This window comes from Micromonospora violae, assembly GCF_004217135.1.
Taxonomy (GTDB): Bacteria; Actinomycetota; Actinomycetes; order Mycobacteriales; family Micromonosporaceae; genus Micromonospora; species Micromonospora violae.
The window spans coordinates 1,436,553-1,454,533 of sequence record NZ_SHKK01000001.1 but is presented as its reverse complement, the minus strand read 5'-3'; the positions used below and the strand labels follow the sequence as shown (position 1 = coordinate 1,454,533).

Genomic DNA, 17,981 nt, shown 5'->3' with positions numbered 1-17,981 from the left:
GGCGGCCGGGCGCCCCGGCCCGGCCGACGTGTAAGCATGCCATGGACCGACAGTGAGGTGAACTCCTCCGCGTCGGTGAATCGATCCCGTCGCCGGGACGACCCACCCCCGGACGGTCAGTTGATCAGATGGTCGAAATCTCCGTCCCGCGCACCGAGAACGAAGGCGGCGATCTCGTCCACCGTGTAGATCAGCGCCGGCCCCTCCGGGTGCCGTGAGTTGCGGACCGCGATGCCCGCTCCCCCGGGCAGTTCGGCGAGTTCGACGCAGTTGCCGCTGGGGTTGCTACGGCGGCTCTTCTGCCAGCTCAGCGGAGGCAACTGATGGATCGGTACGCCATTGGGCGGCTGCTGCATGGAGGCGTCTTTCTGTTACGAGCCCGCCGGTGGCCGTGGGAGGAGCGGTAACGGCGAGGGGGTACGGCATCGACATTGGACGGTTCTGCACGTGCATCTGCTATTGCATCTGCATCCGACGGCGAGCATGATAACGCACATGATCGGTGCCCATCCGTTCACTTTGTGTTACCCCCACACGGGCAACGATCAGGCAAAACTGGGCCCGACGCGGCACCCCGCGTCAACCGAAGGCTGGAGGCGGTCGCGGCGATGGGAGGGTTCGTGCCGGATCCGATGAGTGTCGCCTCCGGCGTCTGCGCGGCCGGCGCGCTGCTCTCCTCCTGGCAGCTACGCCGCCGGGCGCTGCGCGCCGAGGCCGAGATCGGCCACCTCCAGGCCGAGCTGGCCGCCGAGCGGCACGCCGCGAGTCACGACCCGCTCACCGGGCTGCCCAATCGACGCGCCTTCTACCGGCTGGCAGCCGCCCTGCTCACCGACGCCGCCGGTCAACCACTGATCGCCGTGGTGCTCGACCTGGACGACTTCAAGCAGATCAACGACCGGTACGGGCACGCCGCCGGCGACCAGGTGCTGATCAGCGTGGCCGAACGGCTCGCCGGCTTCGCCGGAGACAACCTCGTCGCCCGCCTCGGCGGCGACGAGTTCGCCGGCCTGCTCTCCAGCCCCACCGTCGACCGCGTGTGGATCGAGCACTCCACCCGCCGGCTCGCCGAGACCGTCGCCGCACCGATCCGGCTGAGCGGGTGCAGCGTCCGCGTCACCGCCTCCGTCGGGCTCGCCCCGGTGACCGGTCCGACCCAGCTCACCGACGCGCTCAGCCGCGCCGACGCGGCCATGTACCAGGCGAAGAGCCTCAGCGGCGCCCGCCCACCCCGACAACTGGTCGACAGCGCGTTCCTCGTGGAACGCTGACCGCTCGGCGTCCGCGCCCGGTGTTGGTGCTCGGCGTTCGCGCTTGATCCACTCGGTTTGCAGGAAGTCGGGGTGTCCGGGCTGCCCTGATACCCCGTTTTCCATGAACCCGAGTGGATCAGCGGCCCGCCACGCGGACCGCGTCGACGAACGACGCCCAGGCGGCCGGCGCGAAGGTCAGGGTGCCGCCGTCACGGTGCTTGCTGTCGCGCACCAGCACCCGACCGGGCAGATTGTCGGCCACCTCGACGCAGGCACCGCCGTTGTTGCTGCTGCGGGTCGCGGTACGCCAGCGGGCGTCGCTCATGTCCATGTCGTGGCCACTTCCCTGATCAGCTCGATCGACCGGCGTCGGGGGAACGCCTCACCGGTGACGCTCTCCCACCTGCGTCCCAGGCTAGCGACGTCGAGGGGATCGGTCACGACCTGACCGCGGAGTTGGTTGTCGAGATATGCCAATTCCGTCCCGTCGGGCAACCGCCCCAGGATGAAAGGTCCAGCCAGCCCGGTGTGCCACGGGCACTCGGCCGGGATGACCCGCACCTGCACGTGTTCCCACTCGGCCACACTCGCGAGGTGGGCCAGTTGGCCGGCCATCACGGCGCGGTCGCCGACCGGCCGGCGCAGCACCACCTCGTCGATCACCGCAACCAGCTGCGGTGGAGCGTCGCGGCGAAGGATCGCCTGCCGTTCGAGGCGACCCGCCACGATCAGGTCCACCTCGGACGGTGCGACCAGACCACCGGTGTTCAGCACCGCGCGGGCGTACCCCTCGGTTTGGAGCAGTCCCGGCACGAGCAACGGCTCGTACCACCGAATGCCGGTGGCGTCCTGTTCCAGTTCGGCCCACGGCCGGAACCACGGCAGGTCACGACGGCGGAACGGCTCCGGCCAGAGGTCGGCCGCGTCCCGGCGCAGAACCTCGGCCACCGCCACCCGGGTACGCGGATGCGGAATGCGCCCCGACGCGAGCCACCGCGCCGCCGTCTTCGGGTCGACGCGAACCTTCTCGGCCAACGACTCGACCGTCTCGCCCGCCTCGGCCATCGCCACCCGCAACGCCTCGTTCGCCACCAGATCCTCCCGCCGCTCTCGGTGCCGTGGCTGACGAGCTGGAAGCCCTCGCCCAGCCGGCGCACCGCGACGCCGCTCGATGCACGTTGCGGCGGACGATAACCACGCTGCGTGCCCGTGTCTGCGGGCTACCGGCGTGTTGCGGTGTGACGTGTCGGCGCGCATCTCGGAGGCCCCCCGACCGCCCCCGAGATGCCCCGACAGCGTCCCCCGAGGCCCGCCGCTCAGCGCTGTCGGCGCGAAGGCGAGCACCCCACCGAGGACGAACATAAGGTCGCACTCGGGCGGGGCGAGCACCGCGTCAGCCCGCCAGAGCCGAGCCCGCAGTCAGCCCCGTGCAGAACGGTGTCCACCATGGACAACCGAAGCCCAAACTCCCCCCGGACCCACCCCACCACATCCACCGACCCAGCCCCACCCCACCCCGCCTGCTGGCGGTGATCAAGAAGTTCGCGTCACTGTCGGCCCGGATTCTGACGCAAACCTCTTGATCACGTGTGTCTGGTGGGGGGCGTGGGCGGAGATGATTCGGGTACGCGAAGGGACGGCCCAGCCGACCGCGGAGAGGAACCCCTCGTGCCGAGCATTCGTGCCCTCGTACTCAACTGCACCCTCAAGCCCTCGCCTGGCCCCTCCAGCTCCGAGCAACTGGGCCGCGAGGTGTTGGCCGAACTGGCCCGTCAGGGCGTGGACGGCGAGATCGTCCGGGTGGTCGACCACGACGTGCGCTTCGGGGTGTCGACCGACGAGGGCCACGGCGACGGTTGGCCCGCCATCCGCGCCAAGCTGCTCGCCGCCCAGATCCTCATCATCGCCACCCCGATCTGGCTCGGCCAGCCCGCGAGCGTCACCAAGATGATCCTCGAACGCCTCGACGCCGAGCTGTCCGAGACCGACGACGAGGGACGGCTGCTCACCTACGGCAAGGTGGCCGGCGTCGCGGTCGTCGGCAACGAGGACGGCGCGCACCACAGCATCGCCGAGGTGCAGGGGGCGCTCAACGAGGTGGGCTTCACCGTCGCCGCCGCCGGCGCGACCTACTGGGTCGGGGAGGCGCTGCACACGGTGGACTACCGCGACGCCGGCCCCAAGCCGGACACCACCGGCCGCACCACGAAGGCACTGGCGCTCAACAGCGCACACCTGGCCCGGCTCCTCGCCGACCAGCCGTACCCGCCGCCGGACGCTATGGGCGCGGCGGTCGGTCCGAGCCGCGAATAGACCTCACCGCCAGGGACGTCACCGCCCCGGGCAGCTCCGCACCCGGCGCGGTCAGCGCCAGCCGTAGCCGGCGCGCAACGCCTGCCCGACCCGGTCGAACCGGGGCCGGTCCAACACGGCGCCCTCCCGGCGGATGCTGTCCTCGCGCATGGTGAGCACCCGGTCCAGCCGGACCCAGCTCGGCCGGTTGTCGCGGTCCCACTCACCGGGCCCGAGCGCGAACCAGTGCCGCTGCCCGTCGCGGTCACTCTGGCTGGACAGCATCAACCCGAACAGGGTCCGGCTGTGCCGCCCGACGACCAGCACCGGCCGGTCCTTGCCCTGGCGGGGGTCGTCCTCGTACGGCACCCACGTCCAGACGATCTCGCCCGGGTCGGCCTGACCGTCCCGCTCCGGGGCGTAGGTCAGCTCCCGACGCTGCAACGCGCTCACCTGACGGCGACGGGCCACCTGCGCGGGCGCCGGCCCGGTACGCCGGGGCGACGGGATCACCGCACCGACCCGGGAGATACGCGCCGCGACATTCCTCAACAGACCAGCCACGGCGGGCAGCCTACCCGTCGCCCCAACGCGCGCTACAGCACGTCCACGACGAGCCGTACGAACCGTGGTCGGAAGCGGGGTCGGCGGGCAGAGTGGGGGCATGAGGACCGATCTGCACGGGCCGCTCTCCGCGTACGCCGCGCGGCTGCACGCCACCGTCGGCGACCGGCACCACGTCGCCTCCCCGCTCGGCGCGTGGCTGCTGCTCGCGGTCAGCGCCACCGCGGCGGCCGACACCGACCCGACCGCCGCCCAGGGTGCCGCCGCGGACCTGGCGCGCGCCCTCGGCACCGACCTGGCCAGCGCGGCCGAGGCGGCCCGCACGCTGCTGGACGCGCCGCACCCGCTGGTCGGGTCCGCCACCGCGCTGTGGCACCGACCGGGGCAGGGTGACGGCGGGTCGACGGCGTGGCGGGCCGCGCTGCCCACCGCGACCGAGGTCGGCGTGCTGCCCGACCAGGCCGGCTTGGACGCCTGGGCGCGTGAGCACACCCTCGGCCTGATCGAGACGTTTCCGCTGCGGGTCGGGCCGGACGTGGTGCTGGCCCTGGCCAGCGCGTTGGCCACCCGGGTGTCCTGGGCCACCCCGTTCGACGTCGCCGACGCACGCGCGCTCGGCGCCGACAGCCCGTGGGCCGGCCGACTACGGCGGGCGCTGCGCAGCCCGAGCCAGGGGCACCGGTGCGCCATCGTGTCCACCGCGCGGGCCGGTGACGTGATCGTGCACGCCGCACCCGCTCAGACAGCCGATGGCGCGGGGCTGGTGGTCCTCTCGGTGGCCGCCGCACCGCAGGTGCCGCCGGCCGAGGTGCTGGCCGTCGCGTACGACCTCAGTGCCGGCGCGGCCGACGGCGCGCAACCGGCGGGCAGCCGCTCGCTGTTCGACCTGCCGCTCGGCGGGGCTCCGCTGTGGACGGTGCGCGAGGAGCAGGTCCGCACCCGGGCCCGCGACGGCCGCGAGGAGCGACACCACGCCGTCCTCCCCTGCTGGTCGGCCCGGAACGAGCACGACCTGACCGCCGCGCCGCTCGGCTTTCCGGCCGCGTCGGCGACCCTGGCGAGGACGATGGCGCTACCGGTGCAACGCTTCGAGGCACGGCAGACGGCGGTGGCCCGGTTCGACAGGTACGGCTTCGAGGCGGCCGCGGTGACCGGCATGTTCGGGCTGACCAGCCTGCCGCCGGAGGGCGTGGCGCGCACCGCCGAGCTGCGCTTCGGCCACCCGTACGCGGTGGTGGCGGTCGCCACCGACACCCGGACCGACGGTGCCACCGGGCCGTGGCACGGGGTGCCGGTCTTCTCCGCCTGGGTCGCCGAGCCCGAGGAGGTGCCCGAGGAGTGAGGCAGCTTGCGCAGGACCAGGTGGGCTGACCGGGTGCTCGCCCGTGGCCAGGTGCCGGTCATCCGGATGCGCCACCCGACCCGACGGATTCCTCGCCGTGTTGCGCGGCCTCCCGGACCAGCTGATTCGCGGTTGTCGCGTCGCATCCGGCGGCACGCAGGAGGTCACTGGCGGCGGTGCGCAGTTGGGTCACCACCGCGTCGCCGAACTCGTCGACCCCCCGCCCCCGGGCGCGACCGGCCTGGTGGACGGCGTCGCGTGCGGCCTGGCGGGTGCGCTCGGTCGGCCGACCGGCGCAATGTTCCCGACGCAGCAGCTCGACCGCGTCGGCGAGCCGTCCGACGCTGGCGGGCAGGTCGGCGGGGATCGGCTCGTCGTACTGCAACGCCATCGCCGACCGGCGGGCCACTCCCCGACTGTGTTCGATGACGCGTTCCACCTGCTGGCTGGCACGCGCGAACCGCTCCACATCCTTACGGCGCAGCCACCGGGCGGGCGCGAGGCTCACCACCTCCTCGGCGCCACTGAGCGCCTGGTGCATCCGGTCGAGGTCCGGGCCCATTTCGCGCAGTGCGTCCAACGCGCGTACCGCCCGCCGCTGGTCGCCGGCGGCGAGCGCGGCGGAGACCTCGCGCAGTTGAGCAGCGAGGCACGCGTAGGCGCGTTCTAGCGCACGACGACGCCATCGGCGGGTGACGTCGTCTCGGGGGCGACCATCGGGATCCACCGAGCACTCGTACCATGCCGCATCCCATCCAGTCCGGACAATCCCGACACCCTGACCTGGGTGATCGACTCGGGTTCATGAAACTCGGCGTGTCGCGGGCACTTGGACACCCCGACTTCCGCAAAGGCGAGTCGATTTCGCCCGGCGCGCCCCGAGCCGGGCCGTGTCGGGCCGAGCCGAGCCGAGCGGCGTGACTCACGGCCCAGCCGCAGGTCAACGCCCGTCGTCGTGCGGCAGTCGCGCCACCATCGCCCGGAACTCCCGTACGGTCATCGCCTCGCGCAGTGTCGCGAAGACGGCGCCGGTCCCGGCGCGGGCGGTGGCCGGGTCCACCCCGGCGCGCTCTGCCACCCGACGAAGGAACTCCGCCGGGCCGGCGTCCGTCGGCGGTACGGCCGCTGCGCCACCGACCTCCAGGCCCACCCCGCTGGTCAGCCCCTCCGCACCGGCACCCGGCCCCAGGACGGCCGCATCCGGCCCGACAGCCCCAGCCGCATCCGGTCCGACGGCCCCAGCCGCATCCGGCCTGACAGCCCCGGCGGCATCCGAGGTCGGGCCGGTCAGGTATCCGTCGACGTCGTTCGGAAGGTGCCCGACGAGGTCGTCGGGCGCGCCGCCGGTCACCCGCTCGGCCAACGTCTGAAGCACGGCGCGGGCGAGCACGGCGGCCTGCGGGGACGGCAGGCCGGACCGGCGGGACACCGCGTCGATGAAGTACGGGAAGCCGTCGCCGTCCGTCACGCTCGGGCGGTTACCCCGGGCCGGCCTCGACAAACAGCCCCTCGGACAGCAGGTAATCGAAGATGATCTGATCGACCGCCGAGGTGCGGTGCCGGTCCGCGTACCCCAGCCAGGCCATCTCGGCGATCTCGCTGGCCGGCCGCAGCTGCCCCTGATATCCGGCCCGATAGCAGGCCATCCGCACGGTGACGCCGGCCGCGTGGCTGTGCGCCTGTGCGGTGAAGGTGCCCAGGTGGACGGCGCTGGCCAGGTCGACCTCGACGCTCAACTCCTCGCCGATCTCCCGGCGCAGGGTCTCCAGGTCGGTCTCGCCCGGCTCGCGCTTGCCGCCGGGCAGGTACCAGACGTCCTTGCCCTCCGACCGGGTGCTCAGCACCCGCCCGTCCTCGACGAGGATCCAGGCCACCTTGTCGATCTCGCGCACGATGTTCCTTCCGGCCGCCGGGTCCGGGACGCTACCACCGCAGCCGCGCTCAATCGGCCAGCAGGTCGAGCAGCAGCGCGGCGGTCCAACTGAACGCCGGTGAGCCCAGCCCGGCGCCGGTGTCCGGGTGGAAGTACTCGTGACAGCCGGCCTGGGTGACCAGCCCGATCATCGAGCGGCGCAGGCCGGCGGCCAGGTCCGGGTGCCCGTGGGTGAGCAGCCCGTGCCGGACCAGCCAGCCGGTGTTGAGCCAGCTCGGCCCACGCCAGTAGCGCAGCGGTTCGAAGTCGGGTGCGGTGCGGTCGTAGGTGGGTAGTGGCCGGTCCATCCGCCGGGCCACCCCGAACCGCGCCGACCGGGCCTCGACGACAAGCGCGTCGGCCTGCCGGGTCGGCAGGTCGGGCAGGATCAGCGGTGCCAGCCCGAGCACGGTACGGGCGCTCACCAGGCGGTCGGTGCGCAGGTCCCGGGGCTGGAACGTGCCGGCGTTCGGGGCGTACAGCCGTCGGAGCAGGGCTTCGGTGATCCGGGCCGCGCGGTCCCGGTGCGGCCCGGGGTCGCCGCCGACGAGCGTGGCGATCTCGGCGAGGGCGTGTTCGGCGGCGCCGAACGCCGCGTTGAACAGCGGGCACTCCACCAGGAACGGGTGACCGGCGCTCAACTCCCGGTCGGAGTAGCCGTGGTCGCGGTAGGCGGCGACGATTGCCAGGTAACGCGCGTAGTCCAGGTCCGTGGGGCGGTGCGCGGCGTCGGCGTGCGTGGTGTCATGCCGACGGTACGCGGACATGACGGCCGCCTCGGCCGGTACCGCGGCCATCGGGTCGTCCCACGCCGGGCTGTTGTCCAACCCGGACTCCCACGGGTGCACGATGCAGACCAGCCCGTCCCCGGCCACGTCCCGCCGGTCGGCCAGGTAGCGCTGTTGGGCGACCAGCGCGGGGTAGAGCCGGCGCAGCGCGGCCAGACCGGTGGTGTCGGGTGCCCGCCGGTACGCCAGCAACGCGGCGAGCGCGTGCACCGGCGGCTGGACCAGACCGGACGTCGCCACCGCCGGTGTGCCCGGCACGTCGGCCGTGCCCCACATCTCGGGCCCCGGAAAGTACGCGCCGACCCGCAGCGCCGGGTTGAACACGATGTGCGGCACCCGCCCGTCGGCCCACTGTGCCCGGAACAGGCTCGCCAACTCCCGCCAGGCGCGGTCGGGGCGGACGTGGGCCAGCCCGATGGCGATGAACGCGGAGTCCCAGCTCCACTGGTGCGGGTAGAGCGTGCGCGAGGGAACCGTGTGGTCGTGCTCCCAGTTGGCGTCGAGCGTGTCGACCGCGAGTCGACGCAGCCCGGCCGGGTCGGCCGGCCCACCCGTGCCGGCGGCCTCGGCGCGCGTCGCCCCGGCGTCACCGATCCCGTCGACACCGGCGGTCGCGTCGACGCGGGTCGGCCCGGCGTCGGCGGTCACGCGGCGGCCCGCCGGGGCAGCGCGTGTCGTAGCACCGTGGCGGCCTGTTGCAGGGCTCGGACCGGGTCACCGCGCAGCCGGCACTCCAGGGCCAGCCAACCCCGGTAGTCCAGCTCCAGCAGGGTACGCACGAGCCCCGGCCAGTCCAGGTGCCCGGCGCCGGGTTGGTACCGGTTGGAGTCGCTGACCTGGACGTGCCCGAGGTACGGCGCGGCGGCCCGCAGCGCGCGGTGCACATCGTCCTCCTCGATGTTCATGTGGAAGGTGTCGGCGACCACCCGCACCGACGGCAGTCCGAGCGCGGCGCAGAGCGCCACCGCCTCGTCGAGGCGGTTGACCATGTGGTCCTCGTACCGGTTGAGGGGTTCCAGAAAGAGGGTGACCCCCTCGGCCCGGGCGTGCTCGCCCAGCTCGCCGAGGGCGTCGAGGAGCACCTGCCGGTCGCCGGCCGGCGGGCGGGGCGGCTCGAACGGCGGCAGCCGCCGGGAGAACATCCCCCAGGCGGCCGGGGTCATCACCCCGACGCCGCCCAGCTCGGCGATCACCGAGAGTTGGGAGCGCAGGTTGCGGACGGCGTCGGCGGAGCGGGCGGGGTCGAAGTCGCCGATGAAGTGGTCCATCTCGACGCAGACGGTGGGCATCAGCACCCCGGCGGCGCGGGCCCGGCGCAGCTCGGGCAGCCGGCGGGCGAACGCGAGGTCGCCGTGGCCGCGTAGCTCGATGCCCTGGTAGCCGAGGGCGGCCGCGAGGGCGTACTTCTGGATCAGGTTGGTGCCCGGCAGGAGTTGTTCCTGACAGGCCAGCGCGATGGTGGTCATCAGAACCTCAGCACGACTTGGAGAACGTCACCGGCGCCGCGGTCGAGCAGCGCGAGGGCGTCGGCGACCGCGCTGGCGTCGACGATGTGGCTGACCAGTGGCAGCGGGTCGACGCTGCGGTCGGCCACCAGGTCCATGAAGGTCTGCGCGACCCGGTCTCCGGTCCACCGGCCGGCCATGCTCGGCGCGGGGGTCGGCCCGGAGACCTGGGCGGCGACCAGCTGGATGCGGTTGTGGTGGAACTCTTCGCCGAGGCCGAGCGCGTCGGCCTGGCCCTGGTAGAAGCCGGCGGCCACGACCCGGCCGGCGTGGGTGGTGGATCGGATCGCCTCGTGCAGCGCCGGGTACGCGCCGGACAACTCCAGGCAGACGTCGGCACCACGGCCGTCGGTGGCCTGGCGCAGCACGGCGGCGGCGGAGGTGCGCGCGGCGTCCACGGTGGAGTGCGCGCCGTAGCGGGCGGCGTGCTCCAGCCGGTCGGGCACCGGATCGACGGCGACCACCCGGGCCCCGGAGAGCACGGCGAGGCGGGTGGCGAGCAGCCCGATGACGCCCTGCCCGAAGACGCCGACCCAGTCACCGAGGTGCAGGTCGCCGGCGAGCACGGCGGTCAGCGCGATGGCGCCGGGGCGGGCGAAGACCGCGGCGAGCGGGTCCAGCCCGACCGGGAGCGTGCGGACCGCGTCGGCGGCGAGCACGGCCTCGGCCCGGTGCCCCCAGATGCCCCAGACGAGCTGCCCGGGGTGCCGGTTGGTGACCTCCGGCGCGACTTCGATGATCTCGCCGACCTCTTCGTAGCCGAAGCCGATCAACGGGTAGGGCACCGGGGTCTGTCGGGGGACGAACATCCGGGCGGCGTCGTCCCAGTCCTTGCTGAGCCGGGGATTGCTGCCCCGGTAGAGGGTCAGCTCGGTGCCGGCGGAGATGCCCGAGTAGCAGGTGCGGACTCGAACCTGGCCGGGGCCGAGCGGATCTGGTGGGCAGGGCTCGAGACTGATGCGTCGAGGCCCGGCGAGAGAGACCACCCAGTTGCCCATGTGTCACATCCCGGTAGCACTGGGCTCCAGGATAGCAAAAAATCGCCATATGTCTTGCTATTGATCAATCGACGGTGTTGGATCCGTGATGTACCCTTCGAGAGGAGTGCCATCGATGTCAGCACCTCCGAGGCGGATACTCGCCACCACCCTGATCCTGGCACTGACCACGCCCACCCTGCTGGGCTGCGGCGACGACGGATCGGAGAGCAACAGCAAGAAGATCACCGTCTGGAGTCTGGAAGACGTGGCCGACCGGGTCACCGCCACCAAGGCGATCATCGCCGACTTCACCGCCAAGACCGGGATCCAGGTCGACCTCGTGACCGTCAACGAGGACCAGTTCCCCTCCCTGATCGCCGCCAACGCCGCCGCCGGCGACCTGCCCGACGTGGTCGGGTCGGTCTCCCTCGCCGGCGTCCGTACGCTCGCCGGCAACGAACTGCTGCACGCCTCGGCGAACGCGGAGGTCGTCGACAAGCTGGGCAGGCAGACGTTCTCCCCCCGGGCACTGGAGCTCACCGCCGACGACGGCAGACAGCTCGCCGTGCCCAGCGACGGGTGGGGGCAGCTGCTCGTCTACCGCAAGGACCTGTTCGCCGCGGCCGGCCTGCCCGTACCCGACACGTACGAGGCGATCGCCGCCGCCGCGGCGCGCTTGAACACCGGCGGCGTCGCCGGGATCACCGCGGCGACCGCACCCAGCGACGTGTTCACCCAGCAGACCTTCGAGCACCTGGCCCTGGCCAACGGCTGCCAGCTCACCGACGACTCGGGGAAGGTCAGCCTGGATTCACCGCGGTGCGTCGAGGCGTTCCGCTTCTACGGTGACCTGATCCGCACCAGCTCGGTGAAGGGCGCACAGGACGTCGACACCACCCGGGCCACCTACTTCGCGGGCAAGGCGGCCATGGTGATCTGGTCACCGTTCATCCTCGACGAGCTGGCCGGGCTGCGCAACGACGCCAAACCGACCTGCCCACAGTGCCAGGCGGACCCGGCGTTCCTGGCGAAGAACAGCGGGTTCGTCACCGCGATCAAGGGCCCGAACGGCACCGAACCGGCCCAGTACGGCGAGATCAGCTCCTGGGCGGTGCTGGACGGCGCGGTGGCCGACCCGGCGAAGACCTTCGTGGAGTACATGCTCAGTGACGGTTACCCGCGCTGGTTCGGCATGTCCCCGGAGGGCCGATTCCCGGTACGCAAGGGCACCCCCACCGAGCCGGAGGCGTACCTGACCGCCTGGAACACCAGCCAGGCCGGCGTGGACGCGAAGAAGCCCCTCGCCGATGTGTACGGCGACGAGGTGCTGGCCACGCTGCGCCGCAGCCCGGACACCTTCGGGCGGTGGGGCCTCAGCCAGGGGCAGGGCAAGCTGGTCGGCGCCATGCTCGGCGAGTTGCCCGTCCCCAAGGCGCTGGGCGACCTCATCTCCGGTAAGTCCGACGCGGCGGCCACCGCCAACCGCGCCACGAAGGACGTCGACGCCATCAAGGCGGGCGTCAATTGACCACCACCGCGCCGGGCCCCGGCCGCTCCCCCACCCGGGAGCGGCCGGCGTCACCCCGGCGCCGTCCACTGACCCTGCGCCGCCGCGAATCCCGGGCCGGGCTCGCCCTGGTCGCGCCGACCCTGCTCGTCACCGTCGCGGTGATCGGCATCCCGATCGTGTGGACCGTGGTGCTCGCCTTCCAACGGGTCCGGCTCGCCACGCTGCGCAAGACCGGGCTGTTCGGCGAGTTCACCCTGGACAACATCGACCGGGTGCTGCACACCCCCGGCTTCGCCGAGACGCTGTGGGTCACGCTGATCTACAGCATCGGCGGCACCGTCGGGTCGATCGTGCTCGGTCTGGTCGCCGCCCTGGTCGTCCGCCGACCGTTTCGGGGCCGCACCCTGGTCCGGGCGTCCATGCTGCTGCCGTACGTGGCACCGGTGGTCGCGGTGACGTTCGTCTGGCAGGTGATGCTCGACCCGCAGCTCGGCATCGTCAACGCGTGGGGGCAGCGCCTGCTCGGCTGGGACTCCCCGGTGCCGTTCCTCACCCAGGAGTCGACCGCGCTGGCCACGGTGATCGTCTTCGAGGCGTGGCGGTACTTCCCGTTCGCGTTCCTGTTCCTGCTGGCCCGGCTCCAGGCCGTGCCCGGCGAGCTGGAGGAGGCCGCCCGCGTCGACGGCGCCACCCCCACCCAGCGGTTCCGGCACATCCTGCTGCCGCAACTGCTGCCGGTGATCGCCCTGCTGGGCGTCCTGCGCTTCATCATGACGTTCAACAAGTTCGACGACGTCTACCTGCTCACCGGCGGCGCGGCCGGCACCGAGGTGGTCAGCGTGCGGGTGTACGAGTTCCTCACCGCCCGTACCGACATCGGGGCCGCCGCCGCGCAGGCGGTCGTGCTGGCCGTGGTGCTCATCGTGTTCGTGGTGATCTACCTGCGCTTCTTCGGACGGAGGGTGGGCTGATGGACCGGGACGCCGTCGAGACGGTGAGCCTGCGGTGGGTGCGCCGCCTGGTGATCGCCGTGTTCCTGCTGATCACCGTCTTCCCCTTCTACTACATGCTGGTGCTCTCGGTGCGTCCCATCGAGCGGCTGCTGCTCGACCCCGGCGCGCTGGTGGTCGGCTTCGGTGAGCTGACCTTGGCCACGTACGCCGAGGTGCTCAAGGCCACCGACGACGGCGGCCAGGGTTTCCTCACCTTCATCCGCAACAGCGGGCTGGTCGCCGTCGCGGCGACCGTGCTCACCCTCCTGGTCGCGATCCCCGGCGCGTACGCGGTGGCCCGGTTGCGGTTCTTCGGCCGCAGGCAGGTGGACTTCCTGTTCCTGGCGGTCTACCTGTTTCCGTCGATCGTCATCGCGATCCCGTTGTTCGTGGTCTTCACCCGGGCCGGGTTGCGTGGCTCGCTGTTCGGTCTGGTGCTGGTCTACATCTCGCAGACGCTGCCGGTCTCGGTCTACATGCTGAAGAACTACTTCGAGACCATCCCGGTCAGTCTGGAGGAGTCGGCGGCCATCGACGGCGCCGGCCGGCTCGGCATCATCCGCCGCGTCAGCCTGCCCCTGGCCCTACCGTCGATCATGGCGGTCGCGCTCTACGACTTCATGATCGCCTGGAACGAGTTCCTGTTCGCGTTGCTGTTCCTGGTCGACAAACCCAACCGGTGGACGGTGTCGCTGGGGCTGTCCCTGCTCGCCGACGGGGTGGAGGTGCCCAAAACCGTGCTGATGGCCGGGTCGGTCGTGCTCACCCTGCCCATCGTCATCCTCTTTTTCGCCAGCGAGCGACTGCTCACCGAGGGCCTGACCAGCGGCGCGGAGAAGGGCTGAGCGGGTCGGCGTCACAGTCCGGAAACGCTGGGCTGTGACGCCCCCCACAATCGCTCTTCTGTCCGTACCATCGGCACGTCTTTATCCGGCACAGCTGAGGGAGCTGGCGCATGAGCCAGGCACGACGGACCCGCCCGACCGAGACCGCGGGCGAGGACTACACCGATCGGCTGCAACGCCTCGGTGGTGCCCGCTGGAAGCAGATGCTCGACGTGCAGGCGCCCTACCGGTGGAATCTGCGCCGCCTCAATCTGGGCCACACCCTCGACGTCGGCTCCGGTCTCGGCCGCAACCTCGCCAACCTCGACGGCAACGGCGTGGGCGTCGACCACAACCCCACCTCGGTGGCGCACTCCCGGGCCGTGGGGCTGGAGGCGTACACGGTGGAGGAGTTCAAGGACAGCCCGCACGCCCGGCCGGGGGCGTTCGACTCGCTGCTCGCCGCGCACCTGCTGGAGCACCTGCCGGCCGACGAGGCGCGGGACGTCATCTCGTCCTACCTGCCGTACGTGCGCTCCGGTGGGCAGGCCGTGTTCATCACCCCGCAGGAACGCGGCTACGCCAGCGACGCCTCACACGTCCGGTTCGTCGGCTTCGCCGAGGCGGCGCAGACCTGTCAGGAGCTGGGCCTGACCGTCACCCGGCAGTACTCGTTCCCGTTCGCCCGGCCGATGGGGCGGGTGTTCACCTACAACGAGTTCATCACGGTGGCCCAGCTGCCCTGATCCGGGCTGTCCCGGGTCGCCCGCCGGGCCGCCACCGGCCCGGTTACGGTGGCCACATGGCCAACCCGACCCGCTGGGAGACCGACACCGGCCCCGAGCATTCACAGTGGTATATCGACCGGTTCCGCAAACTCGTGGCCGAGGGTGCGGACCTGGCCGGCGAGGCCCGGCTGGTGGACGCTCTCGTCGCGCCCGGCTCCCGGATCCTCGACGCCGGCAGCGGCACCGGCCGCGTCGGTGCCGCGCTGGCCGAGCGGGGGCACACGGTGGTCGGGGTGGACGCCGACCCCGCACTGGTGGAGGCCGCCCGCGCCGACTATCCCGGCCCGACGTGGCTGGTCGCCGACCTCGCCGAGCTGGATCTCCCGGCGCTGGGTGAGGCGGAGCCGTTCGACGCGGCGGTGCTGGCCGGCAACGTGCTCGCCTTCGTCGCCGTCGGCACCGAACCGGAGGTCCTGCGCCGGGTGGCCGCGCACCTGCGACCCGACGGGGTGCTGACGGTGGGCTTCGGCACCGAGCGCGGCTACCCACTGACCGCGTTCGACGCCGACGCGGTGGCCGCCGGGCTACGCGTGGAGCAACGCTTCGCCACCTGGGACCTGCGCCCGTGGCGCGACGACGCCCCGTTCGCGGTCAGCGTCCTGCGCCGCCCGTCCGACTGACACCAGCGTGCCGCCTCAGTCGGGGGCAGCGGCGGCGCGGGCGGCGGTCGGGTCGAGGGTGGCGCCGGCCGGCACCAGACTGACCAGCCCGGCCGGCAGCCGCACCGGTCGCACGTCGCGGTAGCCGAGCATCGCGAGCACCTCCCGCTCGGCCAGCACGTACCGTCGGCCCAGGTCGGTCACGACGGAGACCGCACCGCCGGTCGCACCGGGCGCGGCGACGGCCTCGACCACCGCGCCGCGGCCCGGCTCCACCACCACGTGGTCGGCCAGCACCGCGCCGCCGGCCGGCGCGGTGCGGGGCACGGCCGCCAGGTCCCGCAGCGGTACGCCCCAACGCACCTCGCCAACCCCACCGTCGTCGGCGACGCGGGTGCAGAGCGCCCCGCCGTCACCGGCCGCGAGCCGGGGCGGGGTCGGTGGCGGGGCGTTCGGGCCGGTGGGGGCGAGATCGGGCACCGTGGGCAGCGCGGCGAACCGGCCCAACGTCATCGGCAGCGGCGCGCCCTGCCCGGTGCGGGCCAGCAACAGCCCCGCCTGCAGTTCGGTGATGCCGGCCAGGCCGGCGTCGAGCGCCACCGCGTACTGCCGACCGCCACCGGAGTTGCTCACCAGGTAGACCGCGCCGATCGTGGCACCCGGCACCCGGGTGGCGGGCCGACCCAGCGCGGGCAGGGCAAGCGGGGCGAGGTCGGTGCCGGCGGGCAGCGAGTTGAGCAGTGCCGGCGCCACCGGGACCGCCTGGGCCCGGGTGGTGGCGAGCGCCGCCAGCACCCTGCTGGGATCACGGACGAGGTAGCGCCGCTGGTGCCAGAGCAGATGCAGCCCACCGTCGGGGTGACGCAGCAGCAGCGCGTCATCGCCCAGCGGTCGGCCGCCGTCCGGTTCGGTGCCGATCAGCAGCGCGGAGCGCGGCGTCGCCGCGCCCGCGCCGGCCGGGACCGTCGAGCAGACCGTCCACGCCGTGGCGGCCAGCCGCCCGGGGGCGGGCAGCGAGTCGGGGGCGTCGGCGATGCCCAACGGCAGCCCGCGCGGCACCCCGTCGATCGTGCGGCGGGACACCAGCACGGTCTTCGACCGGTCCGCGCCGACAATGAGCAGCGCCGAAGCGTAGTTGAGCACCGGGTGCAGCTTCTGCTCGCGATAGACGAACCGGGCGCCGGACTCCTTCTCCACGATCACCGCACCCGGGTCGCGCCACCCCTTGCCGCCGCCGGCGAACAGGCCGTAGAGGGCGAAACCGCCGAGCCCGATCGCCGCCACCAGAACGCTGGCCAGCCCGGCGCCGGCCAGCCGCCGAAACGGTGACTGCGCGGGATCGGTCTCCCGCATGACCAGGGCGGCGACGGCCCGCTGGACGCTGAACTGGTAGGAGTGCAGCTGGTCCTGCCGCGACGGCATGAGTCCCCTCCGGTGGATCGACGGGGCACAGGATATGCGCTGCGTCGATGTCCCGTGGACCCTGCGTGGCCGCCCGTCGCCGGGCAACCGGTACCATCCGTGGACGAATCCGGCGGCGAGAGGGCACCCGTGGGCGCGCGTTTCGAAGAGCTGGCCTGGCGGGAGACACCGATCGGCGCGATCAGCCTGCGCCGACGCCGGGATCCGGCGCTCCAGGTCGAGGTGTACGAGGTCAAGCTCGACGACGAGTACCTGATGTCCAGCCTCTTCCCGGTCGCGGAGATCGAGTTGGCGCGGCTCGGTCTCGCCGAGGTGACCGGTGACTCCCTCGACGTGGTGGTGGGCGGTCTCGGGTTGGGTTACACCGCCTGTGCGGCGCTGGGCGACCCCCGGGTGCGGTCCCTGCTCGTGGTGGAGGCGATCGAAGACGTGATCGACTGGCACCGGCGGGGGTTGCTGCCGTTCGCGGCAGGGCTCGCCGAGGACCCCCGGACCCGCTTCGTGCAGGCCGACTTCTTCGCGGCGGTGGCCGGTGACACAGGTTTCGACACCGAGGTGCCCGCTCGTCGGTTCGACGCCGTGCTGCTCGACGTCGACCACTCCCCGCGCAACGTCCTGCACCCGAGCCACGCGGCGTTCTATCGTCCGGACGGTCTGCGCCGCCTGGCCGCCCTGCTGCGCCCCGAGGGCGTCTTCGCGCTCTGGTCGGACGACCCGCCGGACGCCGAGTTCACCGACGCGCTCACCGAGGTGTTCGTGGGCGTACGCGCGCACGTCGTGCCGTTCGCCAATCCGTTGACCGGCGGGGAGTCGGCCAACACCGTCTACGTGGCGCGCACCGACGGCTGAGCTCGCCCTGATTGGTCGAGCTCGCGCTTGATCCACTCGGGTCTCAGAAAGTCGGGGTGTTGCCGGGCCCTGGACACCGCGACTTCAAGGAACCCGAGTCGATCAATCGGCATGGTGTCGGTCGTACGGGGAACGTGAACCCGGGGCCCGCCGCACCAGGCGGCCGGTTACGGGAGGTCGACATGCGTGCGCTGCTCTGGGTCGTCGGCGTGGTCGCCGGCGTGCTGATCCTGCTCGGGTTGATCCTTGAGGCGGTCCGCTGGCTGATCATCATCGGTGTGATCGCGCTGGTGATCGTGATCATCTGGGGCTTCGTCAAGGGGCGGCAGGCGATGGGCAACCAGTCCCGCCGACGGTGACC

21 protein-coding genes are annotated in these 17,981 nt (G+C 72.5%); 10 read left to right on the top strand and 11 right to left on the bottom strand.

Features of this window, described 5'->3' with window-relative positions:
- Positions 1-116: 116 nt before the first annotated feature.
- A complete protein-coding gene (locus EV382_RS06380; RefSeq protein WP_074309213.1) occupies positions 117-356 on the bottom strand; it encodes a DUF397 domain-containing protein in 240 nt (79 codons plus the stop codon).
- Between the two features lie 264 nt (positions 357-620).
- Here EV382_RS06380 and EV382_RS06375 point away from each other — a divergent pair, with 264 nt between their 5' ends.
- Entirely contained in the window at positions 621-1,271 is a 651-nt protein-coding gene (locus EV382_RS06375) for a GGDEF domain-containing protein (protein WP_130400668.1), read from the top strand.
- Positions 1,272-1,389: 118 nt separating this feature from the next.
- Here EV382_RS06375 and EV382_RS06370 read toward each other — a convergent pair whose 3' ends face one another.
- A complete protein-coding gene (locus EV382_RS06370) occupies positions 1,390-1,584 on the bottom strand; it encodes a DUF397 domain-containing protein (protein ID WP_130400667.1) in 195 nt (64 codons plus the stop codon).
- Complete coding sequence (locus EV382_RS06365; protein ID WP_130408520.1) at positions 1,575-2,318, bottom strand: DUF5753 domain-containing protein; 744 nt, start codon at positions 2,316-2,318, stop codon at positions 1,575-1,577. Before EV382_RS06365 ends, EV382_RS06370 begins: the two co-directional genes overlap by 10 nt.
- Positions 2,319-2,921: 603 nt before the next feature.
- On the opposite strand from EV382_RS06365, the gene EV382_RS06360 reads away from it, so the two are divergent.
- Positions 2,922-3,566 carry a flavodoxin family protein gene (locus EV382_RS06360; RefSeq protein WP_130400666.1) on the top strand — a complete coding sequence of 215 codons (645 nt, stop codon included), beginning with the start codon at positions 2,922-2,924 and terminating at the stop codon, positions 3,564-3,566.
- 51 nt (positions 3,567-3,617) lie between these two features.
- Here the strand turns inward: EV382_RS06360 and EV382_RS06355 are convergent, their stop codons facing one another.
- Positions 3,618-4,109 carry a type II toxin-antitoxin system PemK/MazF family toxin gene (locus EV382_RS06355; protein ID WP_124778425.1) on the bottom strand — a complete coding sequence of 164 codons (492 nt, stop codon included), beginning with the start codon at positions 4,107-4,109 and terminating at the stop codon, positions 3,618-3,620.
- A 100-nt stretch (positions 4,110-4,209) separates the two neighbouring features.
- Here EV382_RS06355 and EV382_RS06350 point away from each other — a divergent pair, with 100 nt between their 5' ends.
- Positions 4,210-5,451, top strand: coding sequence for a hypothetical protein (locus tag EV382_RS06350; protein WP_130400665.1), 1,242 nt, complete (start codon positions 4,210-4,212; stop codon positions 5,449-5,451).
- Between the two features lie 58 nt (positions 5,452-5,509).
- On the opposite strand, the gene EV382_RS06345 is transcribed toward EV382_RS06350, so the two are convergent.
- The 6 genes from EV382_RS06345 to EV382_RS06315 form a co-directional block, all read right to left on the bottom strand.
- Positions 5,510-6,178 carry a hypothetical protein gene (locus tag EV382_RS06345; protein WP_130400664.1) on the bottom strand — a complete coding sequence of 223 codons (669 nt, stop codon included), beginning with the start codon at positions 6,176-6,178 and terminating at the stop codon, positions 5,510-5,512.
- A 213-nt stretch (positions 6,179-6,391) separates the two neighbouring features.
- Positions 6,392-6,919 (bottom strand): DUF2267 domain-containing protein, encoded by a 528-nt coding sequence (locus EV382_RS06340; RefSeq protein ID WP_208758325.1) that lies wholly within the window; start codon positions 6,917-6,919, stop codon positions 6,392-6,394.
- Positions 6,920-6,929: 10 nt separating this feature from the next.
- Positions 6,930-7,343 carry an NUDIX hydrolase gene (locus EV382_RS06330; protein WP_130400663.1) on the bottom strand — a complete coding sequence of 138 codons (414 nt, stop codon included), beginning with the start codon at positions 7,341-7,343 and terminating at the stop codon, positions 6,930-6,932.
- Between the two features lie 49 nt (positions 7,344-7,392).
- On the bottom strand, positions 7,393-8,745 hold the full coding sequence (locus EV382_RS06325; protein WP_425271972.1) for an MGH1-like glycoside hydrolase domain-containing protein: 1,353 nt from the start codon (positions 8,743-8,745) through the stop codon (positions 7,393-7,395).
- Between the two features lie 50 nt (positions 8,746-8,795).
- On the bottom strand, positions 8,796-9,617 hold the full coding sequence (locus EV382_RS06320) for a sugar phosphate isomerase/epimerase family protein (RefSeq protein WP_130400662.1): 822 nt from the start codon (positions 9,615-9,617) through the stop codon (positions 8,796-8,798).
- Positions 9,617-10,654, bottom strand: a complete 1,038-nt coding sequence (locus EV382_RS06315; protein ID WP_130400661.1) for a zinc-dependent alcohol dehydrogenase — start codon at positions 10,652-10,654, stop codon at positions 9,617-9,619. Before EV382_RS06315 ends, EV382_RS06320 begins: the two co-directional genes overlap by 1 nt.
- Before the next feature lie 115 nt (positions 10,655-10,769).
- Here EV382_RS06315 and EV382_RS06310 point away from each other — a divergent pair, with 115 nt between their 5' ends.
- The 5 genes from EV382_RS06310 to EV382_RS06290 all read left to right on the top strand — a co-directional run bounded on the left by EV382_RS06310 (position 10,770) and on the right by EV382_RS06290 (position 15,370).
- Positions 10,770-12,164, top strand: a complete 1,395-nt coding sequence (locus EV382_RS06310) for an ABC transporter substrate-binding protein (protein ID WP_130400660.1) — start codon at positions 10,770-10,772, stop codon at positions 12,162-12,164.
- Complete coding sequence (locus EV382_RS06305; RefSeq protein WP_130400659.1) at positions 12,161-13,117, top strand: carbohydrate ABC transporter permease; 957 nt, start codon at positions 12,161-12,163, stop codon at positions 13,115-13,117. Before EV382_RS06310 ends, EV382_RS06305 begins: the two co-directional genes overlap by 4 nt.
- On the top strand, positions 13,117-13,983 hold the full coding sequence (locus tag EV382_RS06300; protein ID WP_130400658.1) for a carbohydrate ABC transporter permease: 867 nt from the start codon (positions 13,117-13,119) through the stop codon (positions 13,981-13,983). The genes EV382_RS06305 and EV382_RS06300 overlap by 1 nt, the downstream gene beginning before the upstream one ends.
- 110 nt (positions 13,984-14,093) lie before the next feature.
- The gene (locus EV382_RS06295) at positions 14,094-14,708 is read left to right on the top strand and encodes a methyltransferase domain-containing protein (protein ID WP_130400657.1); all 615 of its coding nucleotides are present in this window, start codon (positions 14,094-14,096) and stop codon (positions 14,706-14,708) included.
- 56 nt (positions 14,709-14,764) lie between these two features.
- Positions 14,765-15,370 carry a class I SAM-dependent methyltransferase gene (locus EV382_RS06290; RefSeq protein ID WP_130400656.1) on the top strand — a complete coding sequence of 202 codons (606 nt, stop codon included), beginning with the start codon at positions 14,765-14,767 and terminating at the stop codon, positions 15,368-15,370.
- A gap of 15 nt (positions 15,371-15,385) precedes the next feature.
- On the opposite strand, the gene eccB is transcribed toward EV382_RS06290, so the two are convergent.
- Positions 15,386-16,771 (bottom strand): type VII secretion protein EccB, encoded by a 1,386-nt coding sequence (gene eccB / locus EV382_RS06285; protein WP_130400655.1) that lies wholly within the window; start codon positions 16,769-16,771, stop codon positions 15,386-15,388.
- 129 nt (positions 16,772-16,900) lie between these two features.
- Here eccB and EV382_RS06280 point away from each other — a divergent pair, with 129 nt between their 5' ends.
- A complete protein-coding gene (locus tag EV382_RS06280) occupies positions 16,901-17,620 on the top strand; it encodes a polyamine aminopropyltransferase (RefSeq protein WP_130400654.1) in 720 nt (239 codons plus the stop codon).
- Positions 17,621-17,802: 182 nt separating this feature from the next.
- Positions 17,803-17,979, top strand: a complete 177-nt coding sequence (locus EV382_RS32630) for a hypothetical protein (protein ID WP_165435733.1) — start codon at positions 17,803-17,805, stop codon at positions 17,977-17,979.
- The last annotated feature ends 2 nt before the right edge of the window (positions 17,980-17,981 follow it).

Excerpts from the sequence above, each read along its gene's own strand:
- EV382_RS06380 (WP_074309213.1), bottom strand. The coding sequence starts at position 356 with ATGCAGCAGCCGCCCAATGGCGTACCGATCCATCAGTTGCCTCCGCTG.
- EV382_RS06370 (WP_130400667.1), bottom strand. The coding sequence starts at position 1,584 with ATGGACATGAGCGACGCCCGCTGGCGTACCGCGACCCGCAGCAGCAAC.
- EV382_RS06365 (WP_130408520.1), bottom strand. The coding sequence starts at position 2,318 with ATGGCCGAGGCGGGCGAGACGGTCGAGTCGTTGGCCGAGAAGGTTCGC.
- EV382_RS06350 (WP_130400665.1), top strand. The coding sequence starts at position 4,210 with ATGAGGACCGATCTGCACGGGCCGCTCTCCGCGTACGCCGCGCGGCTG.
- EV382_RS06320 (WP_130400662.1), bottom strand. The coding sequence starts at position 9,617 with ATGACCACCATCGCGCTGGCCTGTCAGGAACAACTCCTGCCGGGCACC.
- EV382_RS06315 (WP_130400661.1), bottom strand. The coding sequence starts at position 10,654 with ATGGGCAACTGGGTGGTCTCTCTCGCCGGGCCTCGACGCATCAGTCTC.
- EV382_RS06310 (WP_130400660.1), top strand. The coding sequence starts at position 10,770 with ATGTCAGCACCTCCGAGGCGGATACTCGCCACCACCCTGATCCTGGCA.
- EV382_RS06300 (WP_130400658.1), top strand. The coding sequence starts at position 13,117 with ATGGACCGGGACGCCGTCGAGACGGTGAGCCTGCGGTGGGTGCGCCGC.
- EV382_RS06295 (WP_130400657.1), top strand. The coding sequence starts at position 14,094 with ATGAGCCAGGCACGACGGACCCGCCCGACCGAGACCGCGGGCGAGGAC.
- EV382_RS06290 (WP_130400656.1), top strand. The coding sequence starts at position 14,765 with ATGGCCAACCCGACCCGCTGGGAGACCGACACCGGCCCCGAGCATTCA.
- eccB (WP_130400655.1), bottom strand. The coding sequence starts at position 16,771 with ATGCCGTCGCGGCAGGACCAGCTGCACTCCTACCAGTTCAGCGTCCAG.
- EV382_RS32630 (WP_165435733.1), top strand. The coding sequence starts at position 17,803 with ATGCGTGCGCTGCTCTGGGTCGTCGGCGTGGTCGCCGGCGTGCTGATC.